The sequence below is a fragment of the Brucepastera parasyntrophica genome (genome assembly GCF_022376835.1).
GTDB classification, from domain to species: Bacteria; Spirochaetota; Spirochaetia; order Treponematales; family Treponemataceae; genus Brucepastera; species Brucepastera parasyntrophica.
The window spans coordinates 1,976,476-1,998,301 of sequence record NZ_CP084606.1 but is presented as its reverse complement, the minus strand read 5'-3'; the positions used below and the strand labels follow the sequence as shown (position 1 = coordinate 1,998,301).

At 47.7% G+C, this 21,826-nt stretch carries 16 protein-coding genes and 1 pseudogene; 4 read left to right on the top strand and 13 right to left on the bottom strand.

All coding sequences use genetic code 11. The features are described from left to right. Positions 1-136 precede the first annotated feature (136 nt). Positions 137-2,989, top strand: a complete 2,853-nt coding sequence (locus K7I13_RS09470; protein ID WP_255945024.1) for a M16 family metallopeptidase — start codon at positions 137-139, stop codon at positions 2,987-2,989. A 5-nt stretch (positions 2,990-2,994) separates the two neighbouring features. Here the strand turns inward: K7I13_RS09470 and K7I13_RS09465 are convergent, their stop codons facing one another. After that, positions 2,995-4,668, bottom strand: coding sequence for an NAD(P)/FAD-dependent oxidoreductase (locus K7I13_RS09465; protein ID WP_255945022.1), 1,674 nt, complete (start codon positions 4,666-4,668; stop codon positions 2,995-2,997). Positions 4,669-4,968: 300 nt separating this feature from the next. Between K7I13_RS09465 and K7I13_RS09460 the strand changes: the two genes are divergently transcribed. Next, a complete protein-coding gene (locus K7I13_RS09460) occupies positions 4,969-6,240 on the top strand; it encodes an amidohydrolase family protein (RefSeq protein WP_255945020.1) in 1,272 nt (423 codons plus the stop codon). Positions 6,241-6,252: 12 nt separating this feature from the next. Here the strand turns inward: K7I13_RS09460 and K7I13_RS09455 are convergent, their stop codons facing one another. Then, entirely contained in the window at positions 6,253-8,145 is a 1,893-nt protein-coding gene (locus K7I13_RS09455) for an ABC-F family ATP-binding cassette domain-containing protein (RefSeq protein ID WP_255945018.1), read from the bottom strand. Positions 8,146-8,225: 80 nt separating this feature from the next. Between K7I13_RS09455 and nth the strand changes: the two are divergent. Next, a pseudogene (gene nth / locus K7I13_RS09450) lies at positions 8,226-8,857 on the top strand (endonuclease III). Positions 8,858-8,942: 85 nt separating this feature from the next. Here nth and K7I13_RS09445 read toward each other — a convergent pair. Then, positions 8,943-10,055 (bottom strand): DNA adenine methylase, encoded by a 1,113-nt coding sequence (locus tag K7I13_RS09445; protein WP_255945016.1) that lies wholly within the window; start codon positions 10,053-10,055, stop codon positions 8,943-8,945. Between the two features lie 179 nt (positions 10,056-10,234). Here K7I13_RS09445 and K7I13_RS09440 point away from each other — a divergent pair, with 179 nt between their 5' ends. After that, positions 10,235-10,396 (top strand): FeoB-associated Cys-rich membrane protein, encoded by a 162-nt coding sequence (locus K7I13_RS09440; RefSeq protein WP_255945015.1) that lies wholly within the window; start codon positions 10,235-10,237, stop codon positions 10,394-10,396. A gap of 26 nt (positions 10,397-10,422) precedes the next feature. Here the strand turns inward: K7I13_RS09440 and K7I13_RS09435 are convergent, their stop codons facing one another. The 10 genes from K7I13_RS09435 to K7I13_RS09390 form a co-directional block, all read right to left on the bottom strand. Continuing rightward, on the bottom strand, positions 10,423-12,225 hold the full coding sequence (locus K7I13_RS09435; RefSeq protein WP_255945014.1) for an ATP-binding protein: 1,803 nt from the start codon (positions 12,223-12,225) through the stop codon (positions 10,423-10,425). 79 nt (positions 12,226-12,304) lie between these two features. Beyond that, the gene (locus tag K7I13_RS09430; protein ID WP_255945013.1) at positions 12,305-12,523 is read right to left on the bottom strand and encodes a hypothetical protein; all 219 of its coding nucleotides are present in this window, start codon (positions 12,521-12,523) and stop codon (positions 12,305-12,307) included. A gap of 207 nt (positions 12,524-12,730) precedes the next feature. Further along, positions 12,731-14,131 carry an MATE family efflux transporter gene (locus K7I13_RS09425; RefSeq protein WP_255945012.1) on the bottom strand — a complete coding sequence of 467 codons (1,401 nt, stop codon included), beginning with the start codon at positions 14,129-14,131 and terminating at the stop codon, positions 12,731-12,733. 240 nt (positions 14,132-14,371) lie between these two features. Beyond that, positions 14,372-15,043 (bottom strand): 1-acyl-sn-glycerol-3-phosphate acyltransferase, encoded by a 672-nt coding sequence (locus K7I13_RS09420; protein ID WP_255945011.1) that lies wholly within the window; start codon positions 15,041-15,043, stop codon positions 14,372-14,374. Between the two features lie 59 nt (positions 15,044-15,102). Further along, entirely contained in the window at positions 15,103-16,149 is a 1,047-nt protein-coding gene (locus K7I13_RS09415) for a glycosyltransferase family 2 protein (protein ID WP_255945010.1), read from the bottom strand. Positions 16,150-16,261: 112 nt separating this feature from the next. Continuing rightward, positions 16,262-16,948, bottom strand: coding sequence for a tetratricopeptide repeat protein (locus tag K7I13_RS09410; protein WP_255945009.1), 687 nt, complete (start codon positions 16,946-16,948; stop codon positions 16,262-16,264). 275 nt (positions 16,949-17,223) lie between these two features. Continuing rightward, a complete protein-coding gene (locus K7I13_RS09405; RefSeq protein ID WP_255945008.1) occupies positions 17,224-17,706 on the bottom strand; it encodes an HD domain-containing protein in 483 nt (160 codons plus the stop codon). Between the two features lie 210 nt (positions 17,707-17,916). After that, the gene (locus tag K7I13_RS09400) at positions 17,917-18,936 is read right to left on the bottom strand and encodes a Gfo/Idh/MocA family protein (protein WP_255945007.1); all 1,020 of its coding nucleotides are present in this window, start codon (positions 18,934-18,936) and stop codon (positions 17,917-17,919) included. A gap of 215 nt (positions 18,937-19,151) precedes the next feature. Continuing rightward, positions 19,152-19,535 (bottom strand): VOC family protein, encoded by a 384-nt coding sequence (locus K7I13_RS09395; RefSeq protein ID WP_255945006.1) that lies wholly within the window; start codon positions 19,533-19,535, stop codon positions 19,152-19,154. A gap of 47 nt (positions 19,536-19,582) precedes the next feature. Further along, positions 19,583-21,736: a methyl-accepting chemotaxis protein gene (locus tag K7I13_RS09390; protein WP_255945005.1), complete on the bottom strand. Its 2,154-nt coding sequence runs from the start codon at positions 21,734-21,736 to the stop codon at positions 19,583-19,585. Positions 21,737-21,826 lie beyond the last annotated feature (90 nt).

The following is a 21,826-nucleotide window of genomic DNA, read 5'->3' as shown; positions in this document are numbered from 1 at the left end:
TTACATCAGCCCCGCAAGATTGTTTTTTGTATATGCTTTTTATATAATGAATCTCTTCGGGGAAGTTCGTTCGAGAGGAAATTTATTAAACCGGACTTTCAAATAAAATCCAGAAAATTCATTAACAGGAGAACATATGAATAATTTCAGACATTTTTTCCGGGCAGGGTTCGTGCTTTGCGTATTGCTGTGCATGTTTCTGGGCGGCTGCAGCTCGGGGCCCGCAAACAAATACGGAACTTTTAATGAAAACGTGCCGCTTGTAACAGACACTGCGGTTCTTACCGGAAAACTGGATAATGGAATGAGTTATTATGTTCTGGGAAATCCCAAAGAGGAAAACAGAATCTTTTTGCGGCTCGCTGTTAAGGCGGGTTCCATTCTTGAAGATGACGACCAGAAAGGGGTGGCCCATTTTGTAGAACACATGGCCTTTAATGGAACGGAACACTTCGCCGAAAACGAACTTATAAATTATTTTGAATCGATCGGAATGGCATTCGGTCCGGAAATCAATGCCTATACATCATTTAATGAAACCGTATATATGCTTGAAGTTCCGGCGGATGATCCCGAGATGCTGGATCAGGCCCTGCTGGTCCTGCATGACTGGGCCAGCGCCCTGACCTTTGATGAAACTGAGCTTGAAAAAGAACGCGGCGTTGTAATTGAGGAATGGCGCCTCGGGCGCGGAGCGAACGGCCGGGTTCAGGACAAACAGCTTCCATTTCTGTTCAACGGTTCAAAGTACGCGGAACGCCTGCCCATCGGCGACCCGGAAATAATACGGACCATTTCGAGGGACAGGGTTATTGATTTTTATAAGGAATGGTACCGCCCTGATCTCATGGCGGTTATTCTTGTGGGAGACGCCGATCCGCAAAAACTTGTCAGTGCCATCAAAAAAACCATGGGAACGATCCCCGCGCCGGAAGAAACCAGGGTTCTCCCGGAATACAGTGTTCCGCCCCGGACAGAGGCGGATATACTTGTAGTCCGTGATCCTGAACTGAAATACACAACCATTCAAATCCTCGAGCAAAAGGATTTCCGGGGAATAAAAACAGCAGGACAGTTCAGGGAAGAAGTTATAAAAGGAATGGCCCTTTCGATATTCAATGACCGCCTGGCGGAAAAAACCCAGGACGCTGATCCTGTAATGCTGTCGACCTATGCGGGCTTCCAGCAGCTCGCAAAAACGTCCCGGTTTTCCTATCTGGGAATGATTCCCCAGCCGGGAAGATTCGAAGAAGCGTTTGAGATGATGATTACCGAACTGCTCAGGCTCCAGCAGTTTGGTATAACGGAAACGGAATTTTCCCGCAAGAAGGAAACTTTTCTGGAATCCGTCGAGCAGGACTGGCTTAACAGCGAAACAGTCCTTTCGTCAGAACGGATAGGGGATCTGCTGCAGGTTTTCCTGTACGGGGAACCAATGCTTTCCAAACGTGACCAGTACAATCTGTATATGCAGATACTTCCGTATATTACGCTGGAAGACCTGAATGGAGCGGTAGAAAACTGGCTCACCGGGCGGGGAAATATTATGATGATAAGCGCCCCGGAGTCGGCGGCGGATATTCCGGACAGGGCAGGGCTTTTCAATCTGTGGCAAAACTGGATTCCGGAGGAGCCGCTCACTCCCTATGAGGAAGATAACAGTTCCCGTCCGCTCTTTGAGGACAGTGATCTGCCGGGTCCCTCAGGAAAAATAACGGCGGAAAAAAAATATTCAAAAACCGATATCAGGGAATGGATCCTTTCAAACGGCGCGAAGGTTTATTTTCTGAAAACCGATTTTATGTCAAATGAAAATCTCTTTTACGCGTTCAGCAAAGGCGGTGCGTCCCTTGTTCAGGACAGGGACTATCCGTCATCCATAGCATCCATAGACTATGCACTTATGTCAGGGCTGAATAATTTTTCCGCTATTGAACTCGAAAAAAAACTTGCGGCAAAAACGGTCCGGGTGACGCCCTGGCTGACGGATTCATGGGAAGGGTTCGACGGCATTTCTTCAAACAAAGATATTGAAACCCTGCTGCAATTGGTCAATCTGTATTTTTCAAAACCCTATTTTACCGATTCCGCCTGGGCATCCTATATTATCCAGCAAAAGGCTGTAGTTGAATCGCGGAAAAACGCTCCCGTGGAACAGTTTATAAATATAATCTGGAAACTTGTATATAACAATGATCCGAGACGGCAGCGTTTGAGTGAAAATCTTGTTGCGGAAATGGACCGGAAAACCGCGGAAGCCATTTTCCGGGAACGCTTTACAGATGCGGGAGATTTTACCTTTGTATTTGTCGGAAGCGCGAATGAAAAAGAATTAAAGGACCTGTGTATAAAATATATAGGCAGTCTGCCCTCTTCCGGAAAAAAAGAAGACGCGCGATACACTGGAAAGGGGTTCCCCTCCGGAGTAGTGTCCGACACTCTGAAAATGGGGATTGAGCCACAAAGCAGAGTGTACATGGGCTTCGGCGGTGACGTGGAATTCGGGCCGGAAGAATACGAGCTGTTTGACATATTTATGTCCCTGATGGATATAAGGCTCAGAGAAGTTATCAGGGAAAAAATGGGAGGGTCTTACGGAGTAAGCGTTTACGGCTCATTGACAGGTTATCCGAAACCACGCTTTTTAATAAGCATTGAATTCGGCTGTGAGCCCGGAAGGGAAGAGGCTCTTTCCGATGCGGTTATTGAACAGATACACTGGCTGCAGAATACAGCCGTGCCCCAGTCATATATTACCAAGCTCAGGGAAACATACCGGAGGTCGAGCGAGACCGGTTTCAAAAACAATAAATACTGGCAGAGCAGAATAACCCAGTCTCTGATGAGGGGAATACCCGTAGACGCAATAAAAGACACCGAAACGACCATAGAGCTGATAACCCCCGAACGAATGCGGCAAATGGCAAACACATATCTTGATACCGGAAATTATGTCAGGGCGGTGCTGCTCCCGCAGGACGCGCCGTAAAAGATTTATGCCCGGCCGGAAAAAACATTCAGGGCAATGGCCCCTGCTGTTTTTTCCCCGTCCATAGCGGAAGAAACAATTCCTCCGGCATACCCCGAACCCTCTCCGGCCGGATACAGGCCCGGGAGGGATTCAGATTCAAGGGTCTGACTGTTTCTGAGAATTCTGACAGGAGAAGAGGTTCTTGTTTCGGGAGCGACCAGCACGGCCTCCGGCGAAATAAAGCCTTTCATTTTCATATTATAATCCGTAAAAGCTTCGCGGAGCCTTGACGCAATATGTTTCGGGAGCCACAGATCCAGGCGGGAAGATATAAGTCCGGGCGTATAGGAATATTCGGGAAAATCCGCCGTAGCCCTTGCGTCCATGAAATCCACAAGCCTCTGGGCCGGGGCCTTCTGCCCTTCACCCTGCTTTTTTGCCTCATGCTCAATCCAGTGCTGGAACCTGATACCTGCGAGGGCAGGACTGCCGTGATCCGAAAACTCTCCGGGAACATCCTCAGGCCGGATTTCAACAACAATGGCTGAATTCGACCACCGGGAATTTCTCCCGGCGGAAGACATTCCGTTTACAACTATTTCATCATCATGGGTCGCGGAAGGAATAATAAAGCCTCCGGGACACATGCAGAAAGAATATACCCCGCGGCCGTCAATCTGTGCGGACAGCCGGTATTCGGCGGCCGGCAGTTCATTCGCTTCTTTCAGTCCATGATACTGAATGCGGTCAATTACAGCCCTGGGGTGCTCGACCCGGACGCCGGCGGCAAAGGCCTTTGCTTCCAGTATCCTTCCTGAAATTCCGTTTCCCTTTTCAAAATCAGCAAGCATTTCATATATATCGCGGGCGGAATGTCCGGCGGCAAGAATCACCGCGTCCCCATGCAGCTCCGCGCTTTCTTCCGGACCCCGAAGCGCTTTTATGCCGGCTATTCTTCCGTTCCGGTAAATCAATCCGGTACACCTGGCATTAAAATGTATTTCTCCGCCGTATGAACAAATCGTTTCCCTTATACGGGAAATAATCCCGGGAAGCCGGTCAGTACCGATATGCGGATGGGCGTCAGTGAGAATGGATGAGTCTGCGCCATGCCAGTGAAAAATCCGGAGAATCCTGTCTATATTTCCCCGTTTGTTTGATCTGCTGTATACCTTGCCGTCGGAAAAAGTCCCGGCGCCGCCCTCCCCGAAACAGTAATTTGAATCAGGATTGACTGTCTGCCTTGTACTGATAGCCGCTATATCCTGCTTGCGGTCTGACGCCGGAGGCCCCCGCTCAACTATAACGGGGGTAATACCGTCTTCGATAAGACGCAGCGCGGCAAAAAGGCCGGCGGGACCGGAACCCACAATTACCACTTTTTTACCGGGATCGCATTTTTTCCATGCCGGCACAAAAACACTTCCGTCCCCACCGGAAGGAATCTCTTCCGGTGACGGCGGGCCGTCTATATAAACGGTATATTTTAAATGTATTCTGATCCTTCCCCGGCGCGCGTCTATTGATTTTTTCCTGAAAACCAGCGCAGATATCCTGTCGCCGGAGACATGAATTCCGTTCCGTGAAAGTTCCTGACAGATTTTTTCCCTGACCAGCAACGGATTATTTTCTTCACCGGGCAATACGGTGATCATTACTTCCTGTACCATATAACCAGGAGTATAATCTTTTTTCATGAAAAGCGTAAATAACCTTATGCCTGATATGTTTTTTCCATTCAGCAACCGGGCTGTCTCAGCCTGGCATAGCGAAGAGAATTTTATTACCCGGGGCTATAATTCAAATTATTTTATTCCGGGTTGGCCCGGAGGGTTTGTAACAACTGAAAAAAACAGTATATTATAGTCAAATAATTTAAATTATTTGACTATTTCCGGTTATAAGTGTTCTGATATAAAAAATCAGCTAATTCTTTATATCAGAACACTTAAATTGAAGGTGTATACAATCAATGTACCATTTCTAAAGGAGTTTTTATGTCCGACCGGTTTAACAAAAATACTAATTTAAAATCCCTTGCATTTGACAGCCATTTGCATATACTTCCGATTGATCATGTATGTCTTTCTTCCTACTATTCTTTTATAAGAAAAAATGCCCTTGAAGAGTCATTCGCGGTGGCGACCTCGGCGGATTATATATTCAAAAGCCTGTTTCCGAATACTGATGAACTACCGAATGTACTCAGCGTTATGGAAAACAAACCGGCGGCAATGCTTATGCTGCTCGAAGACGATCTGAGGGGAAAATTCGGAGATCCGAAAGAACGGAAAAATCTCATAATTACCGATGACGGCCTCAATATCTGCGGGACCCATTATGATTATCTGGTGCTTACTCCTTTGATAATGGATTTTGAGCTTCCTGATTTTGTCCCTGACGCGTATTATGACCGCACCCCGAAACATGACCTGAAAGATCAGGCCCTTGATATTCTTGGGGGAATGCAGATTTACAGGAAAGAACGCCCCGGCGGAAAACTCATAGTCCGGCCCTATTTCGGAATGAACCCCCACTACAGAACGGGAGAGGAGATTGAAGGATACCTTCATAATTATTTTGACTCCTGGTCACCTCTGGGAAAAGAAGCGCTGAAAACCTGGGACAAGCTTCCCGGAGAAAGAATAAGGGACGGTGTTATTCCGAACAATTCCTTTACCGGCATTAAATTATACCCTCCCCTGAATTTCGATCCCTGGCCGGACGATTACGGACAGCGTGAAAAACTTAAGCTGCTGTATTCATACTGTGAAAAAAAACAGATACCGATAATTACCCATTGTGACGATCAGGGGTTCCGCGTGCTTCGGCTCGATGAGTCCTTCAAGGTTACCAGCCCGGAACGGTGGGCGCTTGTTCTGGAAGAATATCCCGACTTGTATCTTGATATTGCCCATTTCGGCAAACAGTATTACAAGGGCATGCGTTTCCGGCCTCACAGAAGCTGGGAAGAAATGATTCTCGAGCTGATACTGAAATACCCGAACGTTTATTCCGACTTTTCATTTACCGGCTTTGAAAAACCTTTCTGGGATACTATAGGAAAACTTCTCGCTTCCTATACACCTGACGAAGCGGAAACAATCGCGGACAGGCTTCTCTTTGGAACTGACTGGCCCCTCTGCCTGATGAAAATAGATTCGGCATACACGTATTGGGACCAGTTTATTACTTCATCCCTGCCGGATGCCGTCAAACAGAAATTCCTGAACGGAAATCCGGTGCGTTTTCATTTCAGGGAATCCTGAACGGAAAACCGATTACTCCTGCCCGCAGGATTCAAGATATTCCCAGCGGGTATACTTTTCCCCAATCTTTCCGGTAATTTCGTCATATTCGGCGGTAATTATTCCGAGCCTGCTGAAATCTTTTTCTCCGCCGGAAAGAAGGTTTTCAAGCTCGATTTTTCTGGTCTCAAGGCCTTCTATTTCCGATTCAATATTTTCAAATTCCTTCTGTTCCTTATAACTCAATTTTTTCTTCGGTCCCGACTCCGCTTTGCTTCCGGCTGTTGCCGGCGGAGAATCTTTTTTCTCCTTTATTTTCACAGCGGCCTGCTGGTCACGGTAAAGGAGATAATCCGAGCAGCTGCCGGGAAATCCCGAAATACGTCCATCTTCTTCCAGAACAAACAGGGATTCTACCGTGCGGTCCATAAAATACCGGTCATGGGAAACAACAAGAAGACAGCCGGAATACTGATTGAGAAATGATTCAAGAACGCTCATTGTATATATGTCAAAATCATTCGTCGGCTCATCCAGAACCAGAAAATTGGGATTCGCCATAAGGACCCTGATAAGATATACCCGTTTTCTTTCTCCGCCCGAAAGGGTTTCCAGAGGCGAAAACTGTATTTTTCCTCCGAAGCCGAAACTTTCCAGAAAGCGGGCGGCCGAAACGGTTTTGCCGTCCGCAAGCCGGATTATTTCAGCGGCTTCCCTTATATAATCCAGAACGGTCTGTCCGGTATCTTCAAACACCGGATTCTGGCAATAATAACCGAAAACCGTATTTTGTCCGGGGACAACGGAACCCGAATCGGGAGCAAGCGTTCCTGTCAGCATATTCAAAAGGGTCGTCTTCCCGGACCCGTTTTCCCCGAATACGCCTATTCTTTCTCCCTTTTTGAAGGTATGGGTAAAATCCGAAATAATGGCGCAGGAGCCGAACTGTTTTGAAATGTGTTTTGCCTCAAGGACCTTCCCTCCCAGACGCCTTTCTTCCACGCCAAAAGAAAAACCGCTTTCCTGTTCGGGACGGACCCGGTCCATCATTTGCCTGATCGCGTCTATACGGGCTTTCGCCTTTGTTCCGCGCGCCTTTGGCCCGCGCAGCAGCCACTCCCGCTCTGTCCGCAGAACAGACTCTATTCTGGCGTCAGTCCGCACGGCGAGTTCCTCGGCCTCCGCTTTTTTTTCCAGATACTGTGAAAAATTTCCGGCATAGTGAACAAGACGGGCCTGTTCCAGCTCATATATGGACGTACATACAGTATCCAGAAAGTAGCGGTCATGGGTTACCATAAAAACAGACCGGGGTGTTGTCCTGAGATATTCTTCCAGCCAGGCGATTGTATCAATATCAAGATGATTGGTGGGTTCATCAAGCAGCAGCAGTTTTGTATCGTCAATAAGGACCCGGGCCAGGGCAACTTTTTTTACCATGCCTCCGCTGAGAATTCCCATTCCGGCTTCAAGGTCGGTTATTCCGAGCCTGGCAAGTACGGAGCGGATCTGGGCTTCATAATCCCACAGATTGCCCGCGGTCATCTTCTGGGACAGTTCATCCATGAGCTGAAGTTCGCGGGGAGAACTGTTTCCGGCCGCGGCGCGGGAACAGACAGCTTCATAGGCCCTGATTGTCCGGAGCCCCGGGCTTTCACTTTTAAATATATGGTCGAGGATTGAATCTTCAGGATTAAAGGAAGGGTTCTGCGGCAAAAAGGAAATACCGGCTTCCCGGTTAAGGGCAATCGTTCCCGCGTCAGGACTGATCTGCCCGGCAAGACAGTTCAGAAGAGTTGTCTTGCCGCTTCCGTTCCTCCCTATGAGAGCGGCCTTTTCACCCTCATCAAAGCCGAAGGATATGCCGGTAAAAAGGGGGTATTCCCTGCCCATTTTTGTCAGACCGCTGACGGATAACAGATTCATGGAAAAAGTATATCAGGTTAACGGCAAAATGGGAAACACCGGCACTGGCAAAACCAGGAAAACCGGAGTATACTTGGAATATGAAAATGTTAAATCAGGAACAGATACGGGAAGTTTTTGAACGTTTCAAAAAGAACAATCCGGACCCGAAAACAGAGCTTGAAAACCATAACACTTTTACCCTCCTTGTTTCCGTGGTATTATCGGCCCAGATGACCGACAAGGGGTCAATATAGCGACGAAACCCCTTTTTGCTGTAGCCGACACTCCTGAAAAAATGTACGCCCTCGGCGAAGAAAAACTGAGAGAATATATCAAATCAATCAATCTGTACAGGAACAAGGCAAAGTACGTTATCGCTTTGAGCAAAATCCTTATTGATAAATACAACGGGGAAGTTCCGGGAACCCGCGAAGAACTTGAAAGCCTTCCCGGCGTCGGAAGAAAATCAGCAAGCGTTGTGCTGAATGTCGCTTTCGGCAAGCCGGAAATGCCGGTGGACACCCACCTGCTCAGGATTTGCCCGAGAATAGGATTGAGCGCGTCAACTACACCTCTGGGAGTTGAAAAGGACCTGCTGAAAATCATTCCCAAAGAATACCTGATGAACGCCCATCACTGGCTGATCCTGCACGGACGATATGTCTGCACGGCCCACAATCCGAAATGTGAAACATGCTGTATATCTGATATCTGCGCAAAAAATCTGTAAGGCAGAAATACCGCATACACCTCAAACCGGTATTCTATGTGTATAACCGACTGCCGGTCGCTAACAGTGTTAGATAATTTCTTTCCTATTTTTTTTCTAGAATATACAGATATTCCGTTACGTGAATGTTTCTGCCGTTCAGGTTCCGGCTGCCCCGGAACGCCGTATACGGTATTTCAAGAATTTCGAGCGCGCCGAAGCCGGTCAGAATATTCTGCATTTCCCCAAGACTGATGAACCCTTCGGAATTAAATGAAACAACAAGATATTTCGCCCTGATATGTTCGACAAGATCGGTAAAGGCAGAGACAGCGGCCTGACGCCGGTTAAAGCGCGACCGCTTCCAGTTTTCCGGAATGCCGGAAACCGGTGAAATTTTCTCCGGCACGCGGTAATCGGTAAGCAGATTAAGCATAAAATAATTCGAACCGTAAGGATGCTGGTTATACGGAGGATCGATATAAGCTATATCAACCTCCGGGACCGCGGCGCATACTTCGTTTGCGTCCCCGGAAAAGATATGCGTCTCGCATTCAAAATTACTGAATACAGGATACTGGAGCCGGATATCTCCGCATATCCTTGAAAGGGCATCCCTGTTTTTTCCGCCGAACTGGCCGACGCCTGTTTCCCGGTTTTTGTAAAACCCTTTAAAAACTCCCGCGGTATTCGCATGAATTGAAGCTTCCGAAAGAAGAGGCGCGAGAAAAAAATCCTGGAACTGTTCAGGAAGGGAAGAAATATAACTCCGCGCGGTATCCAGATACCTGGCGTTGCGGGAGGTGTAAAACACCCTCTCATCTTTCCTGATATTGGTATCATCCTGCGGAGCGTATAAACCGCTGATAATTCCGGGAACAAGCGGCTCCGTATCGAGCCTGCCCGAAATTTCCGAATACAGTTCCCGGAGAGCGGCTTCATCCAGTACGGTACTGTTTGCCAGATAGCACCGGTTAATAACCGCCGCATAGGGTTCCAGGTCATTCACGGCAAGAAGCGACGCATATTTTTTAAAATAGCGTGAAACCACGCCGGAACCTGAAAAAACATCAAAAAAGCTGTGCCGGGACTGTCCGGTCCGTTTCCGTATTCTGCCGACGGCTTCGCCGATAAAGGGCAGAAGATTCCTTTTGTTTCCGAGGTAGGTTATCAGCTGGTCCGTGAGAAAACAGGGATTTTCTTCTTGCTGTTCAGTCATTGTCTTTTACTGTATCCTAAAAATACAGTTTCGGAAACAGCCGGAAGTCCCGGCGGCGTATTCTGTATTTGACTTTTGTGGAAAAAACGGATACATTTAAGTTAGTTAACGCTAACAATAACATACCCCGCAGAGCTGCGGGGTATTAAATCCTCGCCTCGAATAAACAGGATGAAATTATGGCAACAATAATAATCAGTATACTATTATTAGCCGCTTTTGCTTTTGCACTATACAGTATTCTGAAAAAGAAGGGAAAGAACAGCTGCTGTGAGGGATGCAGCGGATGCGCGGGTATGACCGGAGAAAACCAGGATACCTGCCCCGGCTGCAAAAAGTAATATCCAAAATCAGATACGCGATTTTATTATGTGAGATAGGACGCGACAGTCTGAAGCAGTATACCCGCGTCAATCGGTTTCGCGATATGCTCGTTCATTCCGGCCTTTTTGCAGCGTTCCACATCCTCCGAGAAGGCATTTGCGGTCATCGCAATAATAGGGACGGTCCGGGCATGGGAATTGTCAAGTTTCCTGATTTTTTCCGAAGCAGTATATCCGTCCAGAATCGGCATATGTATATCCATGAAAATAATATCATAGCGTTCCGGGTTCGCTTCAAATAAATCAAGGGCAAGCTGGCCGTTTTCGGCGCATTCAACTTCAATACCGGTATCTTCAAGCAGGGCTATAACAATTTCACGGTTAATGGCCATATCCTCGGCAAGGAGCGCCGTATATCCCCCAAACTGATAGACTGCCGCTTCTTTTTCTTCCTGCCGGGGATTCAGCATATCGGTAGAACCCCGTTCGATACGGAAACGTAAGGTAAAGCAGCTTCCCTCTCCGGGAGTGCTTTCCACGGATATTTCACCGTCCATCAATTCGATGATGCTCTTGGTTATCGCCAGGCCAAGGCCGGTCCCCCCAAAGCGCCGGGCGGTCCCCCGGTCGGCCTGCTCAAAGGCATTGAATAAATGTTCCAGCTGGCCGGAGGAAATACCGATCCCGTTGTCCCTCACGCTTACTTCAAGTTCATCCCATGCGTCGCGGGTATCAATCCGACTGAGAGTCAGTTTAATTTCTCCCTGCTCCGGAGTAAATTTGACGGCATTTGAAAGGAGATTGATAAGGACCTGGGTTAATCGCATATCATCACCGACTACAACATCAGGTACATCGGGCGCAATATTCACAATAAGATCCTGTTTTTTTTCAGCGGCCCGGACCCCTATAATGCTTTTAATATTATAAATTGCCGCGATGAGATTAAACGGCTCGTGGGCCAGCTCGAGTTTTCCGGCTTCGATTTTTGACATATCGAGAATGTCATTAATGAGCCCGAGCAGCTGGTTGGACGCGGCGTCAATTTTATCCAGGCAGTCATTTATTCTGTCCATATCGCCGCTTTTTCTGGCGATGGCCGCCATTCCGGTGATGGCATTGATCGGCGTCCGGATTTCATGGCTCATCTTTGCCAGAAAATCTCCCTTGGCGCGGGTACTTGACAGCGCCTCTTCGCGGGCCTGCACAAGATTCTGTGTCATTTCATTGCGCAGCAGGGCGTTCGCGATAAGAAGACTGCCGGAACGGAGTATGGTTTCTTCTCCTTCGGAAAATTCGCGCTCCGTGTGGCAGTCATCAAAACCAACGAATCCCCAGAATTTATCCTGGAGGAAAACAGGCACGACCAGAATGGAAACGATCCCCTGCGGAAGGAGATGTTCCTGTTCTTTCCGGGAAAGATTTTTCACCAGTCCATTTATGCACTGACCGAAGGGGAGCGTATCTATCCAGCCCGGAATCTTTACATAGGGAACATCGGTGGTATACTCAGTACCCTGCTGGGGTTCGGCGCCTTCCGACCATTCAAAAAGCTGGGTGCAGCACAGCTGCCCGTCCTTGTTATGATTTTTCCAGATATACATCCGGTCAACGCCGACTGTGGTCGCCATCATCTCCATGCATTTCTGCAGGGAGGTTTCAAATTCATCCACATCCGACGCCAGCAGGATCGACGCCACATCATTTACCGTATGCAGGAGTTCATCCTGCATTATGATTTCCCTGAGTCTGGTTTCAATTTCCGCCTGAAGATCCCTGTTACTGGTTTCAATGTGTTTAAAGGCTTTTTGCAGCTCGCTGTTTTTTTCATACAGGGAATTTGTCATATATATCTGGTTTTGAACCAGGAAAAAATAAAGACGGCCCCGAGAAAAAACATGACCCCGACAAAAAGGAAGATCGGGTCTACATCCCGCAGTAGAACATCAAGCGCCCCACAATATATCCCACGATAAAGATAAAGGGCATAAAACGTGAAATAAACCCGGCAATCCGGACATGCCTGGACTGGCGGCTGGTTTTATTTTCTGAAGATTTTATCAGGCTATTATACCGGATGGCGGTAATGGTCATAAGAACACCGCCGGTCATGATCAAAATAGCGCAGAAGACCCGGAGCAGCATAGTATCGTTTCCCTTATCATTGTTCTTTACTGATTATATAACTTCCTTTAATCTGTGCGGTCCTATTGAAAACACCGCACTGGGTTCCTTTAATAATACGATATTTTCATGAATACCGCAAATAGTTAGAGAGGAATTGTCCGGAAAGAACCCGAAAAATGCGGATTTTTCCCTTTTTTGCGGAAAAACCGTCAGGCTTTTCCGCGGCTACATGATTACTTCGTCACCCTTACCCATCAGTGTAAGGTTTTTGAGCCATCGTTCCTTGCTGAGCTGCCAGGCGGCGACTCCAACTTTCACAAAATCAGTAATCTTAACAATTGCGTACATCGCGACCGGCCCGAAATCCGTAAACCAGGCAAGCAGGAAAATCCCCGGAAGGAAAAGAACCGTATTCACGCTTACGTCAACCCAGGCCCCCATAATCGCGTCTCCGCCCGCGCGGGCTATGGCAAACTGGGCGTTCAGGTAGGTCCAGACAGGCATATATGCGGATATGATCCAGAGAAGATTGCGGGTCACAATTCTGGAATCGGCGGACAGGTTGCCGAAAACCAGCGGGACAAGCAGGACTGAAAAAGACTCTATCAGGGCGATAAAACAGCCGAGTATAAAGGCCCCGTTCTTGAGCCAGCGCGCCTGATCGCGGGCAGCGTCAATTTCATTTTTCCCGAGGGTGCCGCCTACAATAACGCCGATTGCGGTATGTATGCCGCCGAAAATCAGCATAAAGAGGTTCGCAATGGCCCAGCCCGCCGCCATTCCGGAAACGATTTCAGCCCCGCCCCTGCCGTTGTAAACGGCTGTCATAATGGTTTCAATTATAACCCAGGAAAGCTCCGAGGCAAACAGCAGGCCCGACTTCCGCAGAATGGTCAGGAAAAGCTTTATCTTTATTTTAAACAAATCCCTGATCCGGGAATAAAACAGCGGACGGGTTTTCCTGATATATACTATGTATATTACCATTTCAACAATGCGGGCTATTATCGTCGCGATAGCCGCTCCCCTGACTTCGAGCCGGGGAGCCCCGAGGTTCCCGTAAATGAAAACCCAGTTAAAAAAGGTGTTTACCAGTGTGGCCGCGACGGAAATCACCAGGGGAGGTTTTACATTGCCTGTTTCCCTGAAGGACGTAGCGATACTTGTCGAAATGCCGATAGGGATCAGGGTAAAAATAATAAGTGCCAGATACTCGCTCCCGGCCTCGACAATTTCCGCGCTCTGGGTATTTCTGTTGACCAGAAGGCCAAGGAGCTGTTTCGGAAAAAAGGCGCACGCGAGGCCCACAACTATGGCGAGGATCATGGAAACATGAAATTTGAAGCGGAAAGACTGCTGCATGCCGTCCGAATCTTTTGCCCCGTTATACTGGGACATGAAAATTCCGCCGGCCACGGAAATGGTGTTCATTGAGACAAAGAAAATAAACAGGAGCTGGTTTGTTACATTGACTCCGCTCATTTTTACGTCGCCAAGTCCGGCAACCATAAAATTGTCAATAAGGGAAACAACATTCTGTAAAAGGGCCTGAAGCATTACGGGAATTGCAATGGCCAAAGCAGACTTGTAAAAAGCGGGACTGCCAAAGTGAGTTCGTTTAATCATATTGAGACTATACTGAATGTGAAAAATATTTACCAGCCGGAAGGAGTGATTTATTATGAGAAAAACATGGGAAATCTTTTTACGGAACAGTTTTCAGTATTAATCAACAAGCACGCCCTTAACGGACGGGATATTAAGCCCTCATGCGAAAACCCTATTCGGTATTGATACCCTTAATGCGGGCCATTTTTCCGCGGAAAAAAGCCCCGCAGCCATTACGCGAATTAATCTCATCCTGGATTATCTGCTGTACAGCCAGAGCGAACTGGCGGACGGAATCCATACAGACTTCACCGTTTTCATCCCGGGTAATATATTCGGACGGATAAACCGGATCAAGGGCAACAAGGGTTTCCCTGGGAAAGGCCCGGCCCAGAAAAGAAAAGGGTTTGAAGTTCCCTTCGGAAAAGACAGTAACAAGGGGATAACCGGAACATCAAAGTAGGCTGACAGGAGAAAGGCGCCGGTTTTGAATTCGACAACATTCTGATTGTACCGGTAACATTCACCTTCCGGATAAAAATGTATAAAGCGCCGGTACCGGAACGCTTCTTCGCATGATTCATAGAAACGTTTAAGCCCTTCCTTTCCCCGAGGGAGGGGCATGCCTCCGAGGAGGCGGGTAAGAGTGCCTATAACGGGAGCTTCGGCCGTCGGTTCAAGAAGCGTATGCCACATACGGTTCGGCAATACTATACCGCTGACCTTCACGGGATCGAGAAAGGTGGTGTGGTTCGAGACCAGCACGGCGCGGGAAATTCCTGCAAATTTTTTTCTGTTTTCATAGGCTGTGGAATGCATCATGGAATTCACAGCCTGGGCAATCGGCCATATCACATAAAAGGTCATGGCTGAAGCTATTCTGAAAGACAGCGAAGTGTCTATCAGGGGACGTCCACGTTTATACGGCATACATTTTCCTCAGTTAACACAATATCAGTATCAGAGAACTTTTTATTCGTAAGGAATGCTCAGGTTACCACACGCTCTTTCCAGACAAAGCCTTTTCCGGAAACAGTCCTGAACCACGACCAGCCCGCCATATACAGCAAATTGATAAAAAGAAGAGGCCACAGCAGTGCGTAATACCATGTTATCTTCCGGTCAATAAACAGCATAAGCCAGTCAAGTGTGTATAGGATATTAACAATAATGAGAGGAATTGTATACGGGTTTCCCGTAATCAGGAAATAAAACAGGAGGGGAAACGGACATAAAAGAAACAGGAACACAGCGATAACCGCAATAAAAAGCACCAGAGAATTCTTATTGAAAAAATCGAAAATGTTTTTACCTATTCCATGAACAGCGTTGGTATATCCGGAATACATCCGGCAGCAGACCTGATTGCTGATATCAAGAAACATAGTCTTGTAACCCAGGCTCTTTATATAGCGGGCCAGATAAATGTCCTCGCTTGTCTTTTTCTTTACGGCTTCATACCCGCCGTTTTTTTTGAAAACATCACTTTTTACCGCGATATACTGTCCGACCGCGGTCGAAAAAACTGACGCCTTTGAAAGGCGGTTCAAGAAAAGAGGAACAATAAAGCCTGTCAGCAAATACATCAGGGGAACGGTCATTTTTTCACCAAAAGTCCTTACGTCCTGCCCAATATACCCCGATACAAAGTCGGCTTTCAGCTCGTCCATATTGCTTACTGCCCAGGAAATTGATGTGGGCTGGTGAATGGTATCGGCATCGGTAAAAATCAGGATTTCACCTTTTGCATGGGCGGAAAGCTGCTGAAGCGCAAAAGGTTTCCCGTACCAGTCCGCGTGAAGGGGCTCGCCCTTGAATACCCGTATACGGGAATGCTCCGAAGCCATTCTTTTCAGAATGGCCATAGTCCCATCGGAAGAGTTATCATCAAGTACCAGTATTTCATAGTTCAGGTAATTCTGGTTGAGCAGGGAATTGAGGCAGGCTTCTATCAGTTGTTCTTCGTTCCGCGCAGGAATCAGCACGGAAACCAGGGGGCCGTCTGTCCGGGTTGCCGGCTTGGTCAATTTTTTCATATAGAGGATATTTCCCGCGGCAAGTACAAAAAAATAAACGGCCAGCACAACAATAATGAGACAGTATATGTCCCCATTATGTGAATAAATCCCTGCATATCATCATCCCGTTTTAAGTTTTACTTAGCATTTTTTGGACATATTTGTTTGTTGGATACACGGTGAGTGACTTCTCGAGCCAGGGCCGCGCATCCTGGTACTTTTTCTGTTCAAAATAGGCATAGCCTATGGCGGAGTATACATTAAACCGGTCGTCTTTTTCCATACCCGCATCGTTTTCAGTAATAATATCTTCCATCATTTTTATGCCTTTCTTAAAATTGTTGAAAGGGGACGGAGCGTATACATAACGCGCCGCAATCATATACTGGGCGGCCGCATTTTTCGGGTTAAGCTCAAGCGCTTTTTTCGCGTTTGACTCGACCTTCAATCCGTTCGCCATGGCATAGCCAACAGATTTTACCGCGCAGGCCTGGGAAATATTATCCGCAAGCATTTGATACCCTTCCGAAGTCGGCTTCAGCGCAAGCGCTTTTTCCGCCCAGTCTATGCCTTTTTCATAGCAGGCCGCCGCTTCGTTTTTGCGCTCTTCATACTGATAGGCCCTGCCCAGCATATATTCACAGCGGGAAAGTATTACATACAATTCCTGCCCGGTAAGTGTTTCGCCGGCTGTTTTAACCGTCGCTTCATATACAGGCACAATCTCATCCGCGGTAAGTTCCTGCTCGTATAAGGCGTCTCTTAAAACGATAAACCAGTCAGGAAGTGTTTCCGCATATATTATTAGAACACTCAAAAACAGAAAAGTTGCACTGAAGAATATTTTACGTATCATACACATATAATAAACATTTTTATATCAAATAGCTACATTCCGTCTTTTTTTATATACAATTAACTGCGGGGCATAAGGAGTCTTTTATATGGTGAAAAAAGAGTTTGCAGCGGATTATCCGGTGTGATGAGGGATGGTTGTATGCAAGCGGCAAAAAATTGTGAAGGAAAACTTTGGATAATGCCCTTTCCTGCCATACGGACAGGAAAGGTTTCAGGCGGCAGGACTGCTGACGCTTACCGGTTGCGGGAAGCGATTTTAACCCGGCAAAGCCTCGGTATTCGCTTGATAAAAGTCAGGGCTTCCATAAAAGCGCAGATTTTATCAACCAGAGAAACTATATAGGTTTCAAGAAACCGGGGAAACCTGCCGCAGAGAGGGAACATATGCAGGGCAATGATTTCTTCTTCCCTGCGGTTAAGTTTTGTTATTACACGGGCATTTTCCAGCGCGATCCGGGGATGCAGGAGGACATGACTTTTGGTATTTTCCGGCGATAAATCCTGCCAGTAATAAAAGAAGAGGTCATGCAGGAGTCCCGCCCTCGCGGCGTCCCTGTAATGGAGTCCGAAAATTCTGCATATAAGAAAACTGTAATATGAAACATTAAGCGAATGACGCAGCCGGGAAATATCGCCGTGCTGCGCATAGTGTTCAAGGTTTTGGACATCAGGGCTGAAAATCAGATCGCCCACACAATTCATGTACTTTTTTACCAAAGCCTTTTTAATGGAATCCAGACTGATTCCTGCTGTTAAAGAAGTAATTATTCTGCCTCCGTTGATAGTATCTGTTTCGTAATACTACAAAAGTAATATACTATTAAAAACAAAAACGGTATATACCTGTTACAGAATTCCTTTTCAAAAGGAGTTTGCTGTATTTGTATAATAATTCTGCATGTTTTTATGCGCGGGGTCAACTATTGGTTACTTCCATTTGCGTACGGAATTGAGGAATTCAATGACACGCAGGCCGTCTGAGGCCCCGGACACAGGCAGCCGCGAGGGATCGCGGACACAGGCGACGGCGTCTTTCAGCATATTGGTAAAATATCCGCTTTTTCCCTTAAACCCGTCTTCCGTCTTTTCAAGCGACCGGAAACCCTGTGCGTAGGGACTTTCCGCGCTTTGCCAGACTTCGTAGATTCCGTTTCCTATCCGCAGCAGGCCCCGGCTGCAGGAAAACTCAAGCTCAAAGACCAGATGGTCCCGGCCCGCGCCAAGTTCAAAGATAAAGGGGATTTCCGCTCCGGCCTCCGGAGGCTGAACACGGCCATAAAGATATGCCGTACCTTCACGGGAATCAAGGGGAACGCCCTGGCGTTTTGCATAATGGAGTCCTGAATTACACAGATACATAAGGGCGTCCGCGAGGTGGGTGCCGTCATGCCAGAAAACATCAATCAGCCGTCTTTTTTCGCCCATATACAGACAGCAGCGCACGGATAACAGCCTTCCGAGAAAGCCTTCTTCCAGGACCTTTTTTGCGGCAGCATAATCCTCCGCGTAACGGCGTTCATGATTTGTAATGATCCGGACCCCATACTGCTTTTGCAGGGAATTTATGCGGCGGGCCGCTTTCAGGGTGTCGGCAACCGGCTTTTCACAGACAATGACCGGGACGCCTCTTGAAGCCGCGAGCCCGCAATAATATTCGTGGCTGTCCGGATGGGTCGCGATATGCACAATCCCGGGCTTTTCGGTCTCAAGCATTGTTTCCGCGTTATCATATACCGGGCAGCCCCAGCGTTCGGCGAACAGGTCCCGGCGCTCGGCGCTGATATCCATTCCGGCGGCAAGGAAGCAGTCCGGATTTGCGGCAATGGCCCCTGCATGGGTGCAGGGCTTTTCCCTGAGCGGATCATCCTCAAGAAGGCTCGCTATTCTTCCCAGGCCGATAATTGCGGCGGAAATTCCGGACCGGCCGGGGTCTGTCTGGACTGTCATGGTTTTCAGTATAGGCTATAGAAAGAAAAATGGAAAGTATTTTCACGCAGTCCGCACAAATACAAGCGCATGGTTCTTCCGTTTATTCGAGGCGAGAGTTTAATCAGCCTGCGGCTGGTTCTGTAGGGTATGTAATGGCCTCTTTCGCGGCCTGCGAATATCCCACCGAAGGTCTGCTCTGCGGCGGAGTATTTTAATCCTATGGAAGCAAGAGACTATTCCGTAATTTCTATTGTATTGTTTTCCGGGTCCTGTATAACACTTTCATAATATCCATCGCCGGTTACCCGGGGCCCGGAAAGGACCGCATAGCCGTCTTTTTCCAGCTCCGCGGTCAGGGAGTCAACAGTCGCCCTGTTTCCCACGGATACGGCAAAATGGGCAGGGCCCAGAAGAATTCCGGCTTTGTTCCTGTCCGCGATATCGGGCCTGTGCATTAATTCCAGACGGCAGCCGTCTTCAAATGTAATAAAATATGACTGAAACTGTTTCACCCGGTTTGTGTACAGGGCGTTCGCCTTCCCGCTGAAATACCGCGTGTAAAATTCACGCATTTTTTCCAGATCGGAAACCCATAACGCGATATGCTCTATTTTCATACAAACCCTTTCCCGCCGGCTGTATGAACAGCCGGCAATACCGCAAACTAGATTTTCAGTTTATTCAGATTATCCGAGATATCGTTGATTTTTTCCTTCGTTTCAATGGCTACATTGAGGACATCCTCGGAAGCCTTATTGATTTCGGAAACGCTTGTCGTAACCTCGGTTATACTGTTATGGACTTCTTTTGAAATATCCCGGAGCAGGACCATTTCTTCTACAATGCTTTCGCTTCCCTTGCGCATTTCAAAGGCCCCGTTCTGGACCTGGCTGGTCACATTGGTAATGGTGTCGAGGTCCTGTTTAATCTGCTGCGACTTTGTATTCTGGCTCGTGACATCGGCGCTGATTATGGTGACAAGCTTGTTTACGTCGTTAATCTGCGTAACTATGGAATCAAAGGCTTTTTTCGAATCACCGGAAGATATGACAATGGAGCCTATTCCGTTCTGGATCATCTTGAGCTGCTCGCCTACGGTTTTCGACTGCTTCGATGATTCTTCCGCAAGCTTTCTGATTTCATCGGCGACAACGGCAAACCCTTTTCCTGACTCACCGGCGTGGGCGGCCTCAATGGCGGCGTTCATCGCGAGCAGGTTGGTCTGTGAAGCGATCCGGGCAATCACGTTATTAGTTTCATTCAGGGTCTCGGAGAAACTGACAATATTCTGCACCTGGTTTTTAACCTGTTCCTGTTTTTCGGCCCCGGTCCGGGAAGCGTCGACAAGCTCCGTAAATTCGGAAGCGATTTTTCCGAGCGTTGTATTCGCCGCGGTAATGCTCTGAAGCATCTCCTCGATTCCGATGGACGACTGGGAAACAACCGCGGACTGGTTATCGATGAGGGAATCGAGGGATTCAATGTTTCTTGTTATTTCTTCAACGGAAGAAGATACGTTTGAAACGCTCATTGTCTGGTTTGTTGTTTTGCCGGTCACATTCTTTATGTGGTTTCCGATATTCATAACCTGGCTCTGGGTTTCTTCCGCGTTCGCGGCGAGCGAGTCGCCTATTTCCTCAAGTTTTGTCATGCGGGTTTTAATTGAACCCACAATTCCGCCTACCTGTTCAACAGTGTTCAGGAAAGAGCGGGACATTTCGCCGGTTTCATCTTTTCTGGCAAGGTCTTTTTCAGTGGGGCGGACGGTAAAATCACCTTTTGCCATGGCGGCCAGAATAACGTTAAAGTCGCCGAGGGGCCTGAGGGTCCTTCTTACAAGGAAGGAAATAATTACCGAAAGAACAACCAGCGAACCGAATACAAAGAAGAATGAAACAATATTTTCACTGCGGGTCCGGTTTATAAGAGCCTCAAGGGGACTCCGCACCAGTTCCAGCGTGGAAAAGTACCGGTCGGTATTTATGTCCATAAAAAGCACATAGCGGGAGCTGCCGTTTTCAAGCACGGGATAAAAAATACGGGCGTCGTCGTCATTAATGGTGATCTGTATTTTTTCAGGGTCCCCGAACAGCGCGAAAACTTCAGGGTCGCTGATAACGGCCTGCTTTTTATATATGGAGGTCTGCCCATCTCCGATATTTTCAGTCAGGACAAGCCCCCAGGGATCGAATATGTTCAGGGACTTGATATGGGGATTATTGTTAAGGAAACGCTGGAGATATTCTTCTATTGTATCCGCGGCAAGGGCGGATTCTATAACGCCCCGGTTATTTGCCCTGGGGATCGCGGTGAATTTGAAAATTTCTCCGGTTTCTACCTTTATTTTCAGAAGCGAGGGAAGGTAGTCGGATTCGCCGGTGACCAGCATGCGGTATCCGTCCCATATATCAAAGAGAGACAACCCTATGGACGCGGGTTCGGTCGAGAGCGTGAAAACTCCCTGGCGGTTTCCGAGATACAGATCGGACATGCCTGTTTCGGATTTCATCTGCTCTAGTTCGGCCTGGGTCACTGCCCCTGCTTTAAGGCGGTCGACTTCGTACAGGACCATTGCCGCGTTCAGCATTGATTTATCCATTTCGGTTTCGGCGATCAGGACATACTGACTGACGTTCTCCGCAAGTTCGCGGAGCTGCTGGTCTATATTGTCTGTTATTGAAGCGGTAATTTCCCCGGTTATCTGTTCCTGCTGGTCACGGATCCGGCCTACATTCGTTGAAATGAGAATCAGGAAAACAATGGCAACATCAGCTACCATAAAAATCAGGAATGCCATTATTTTGGAGTGAATTTTCATTGTAACGTTCCGTCCTTATTGCACAATTTAAATGAAAGGCATATTGAAAGATAACACTATTTTTAAAATAATACCATTATATGCGGGGAA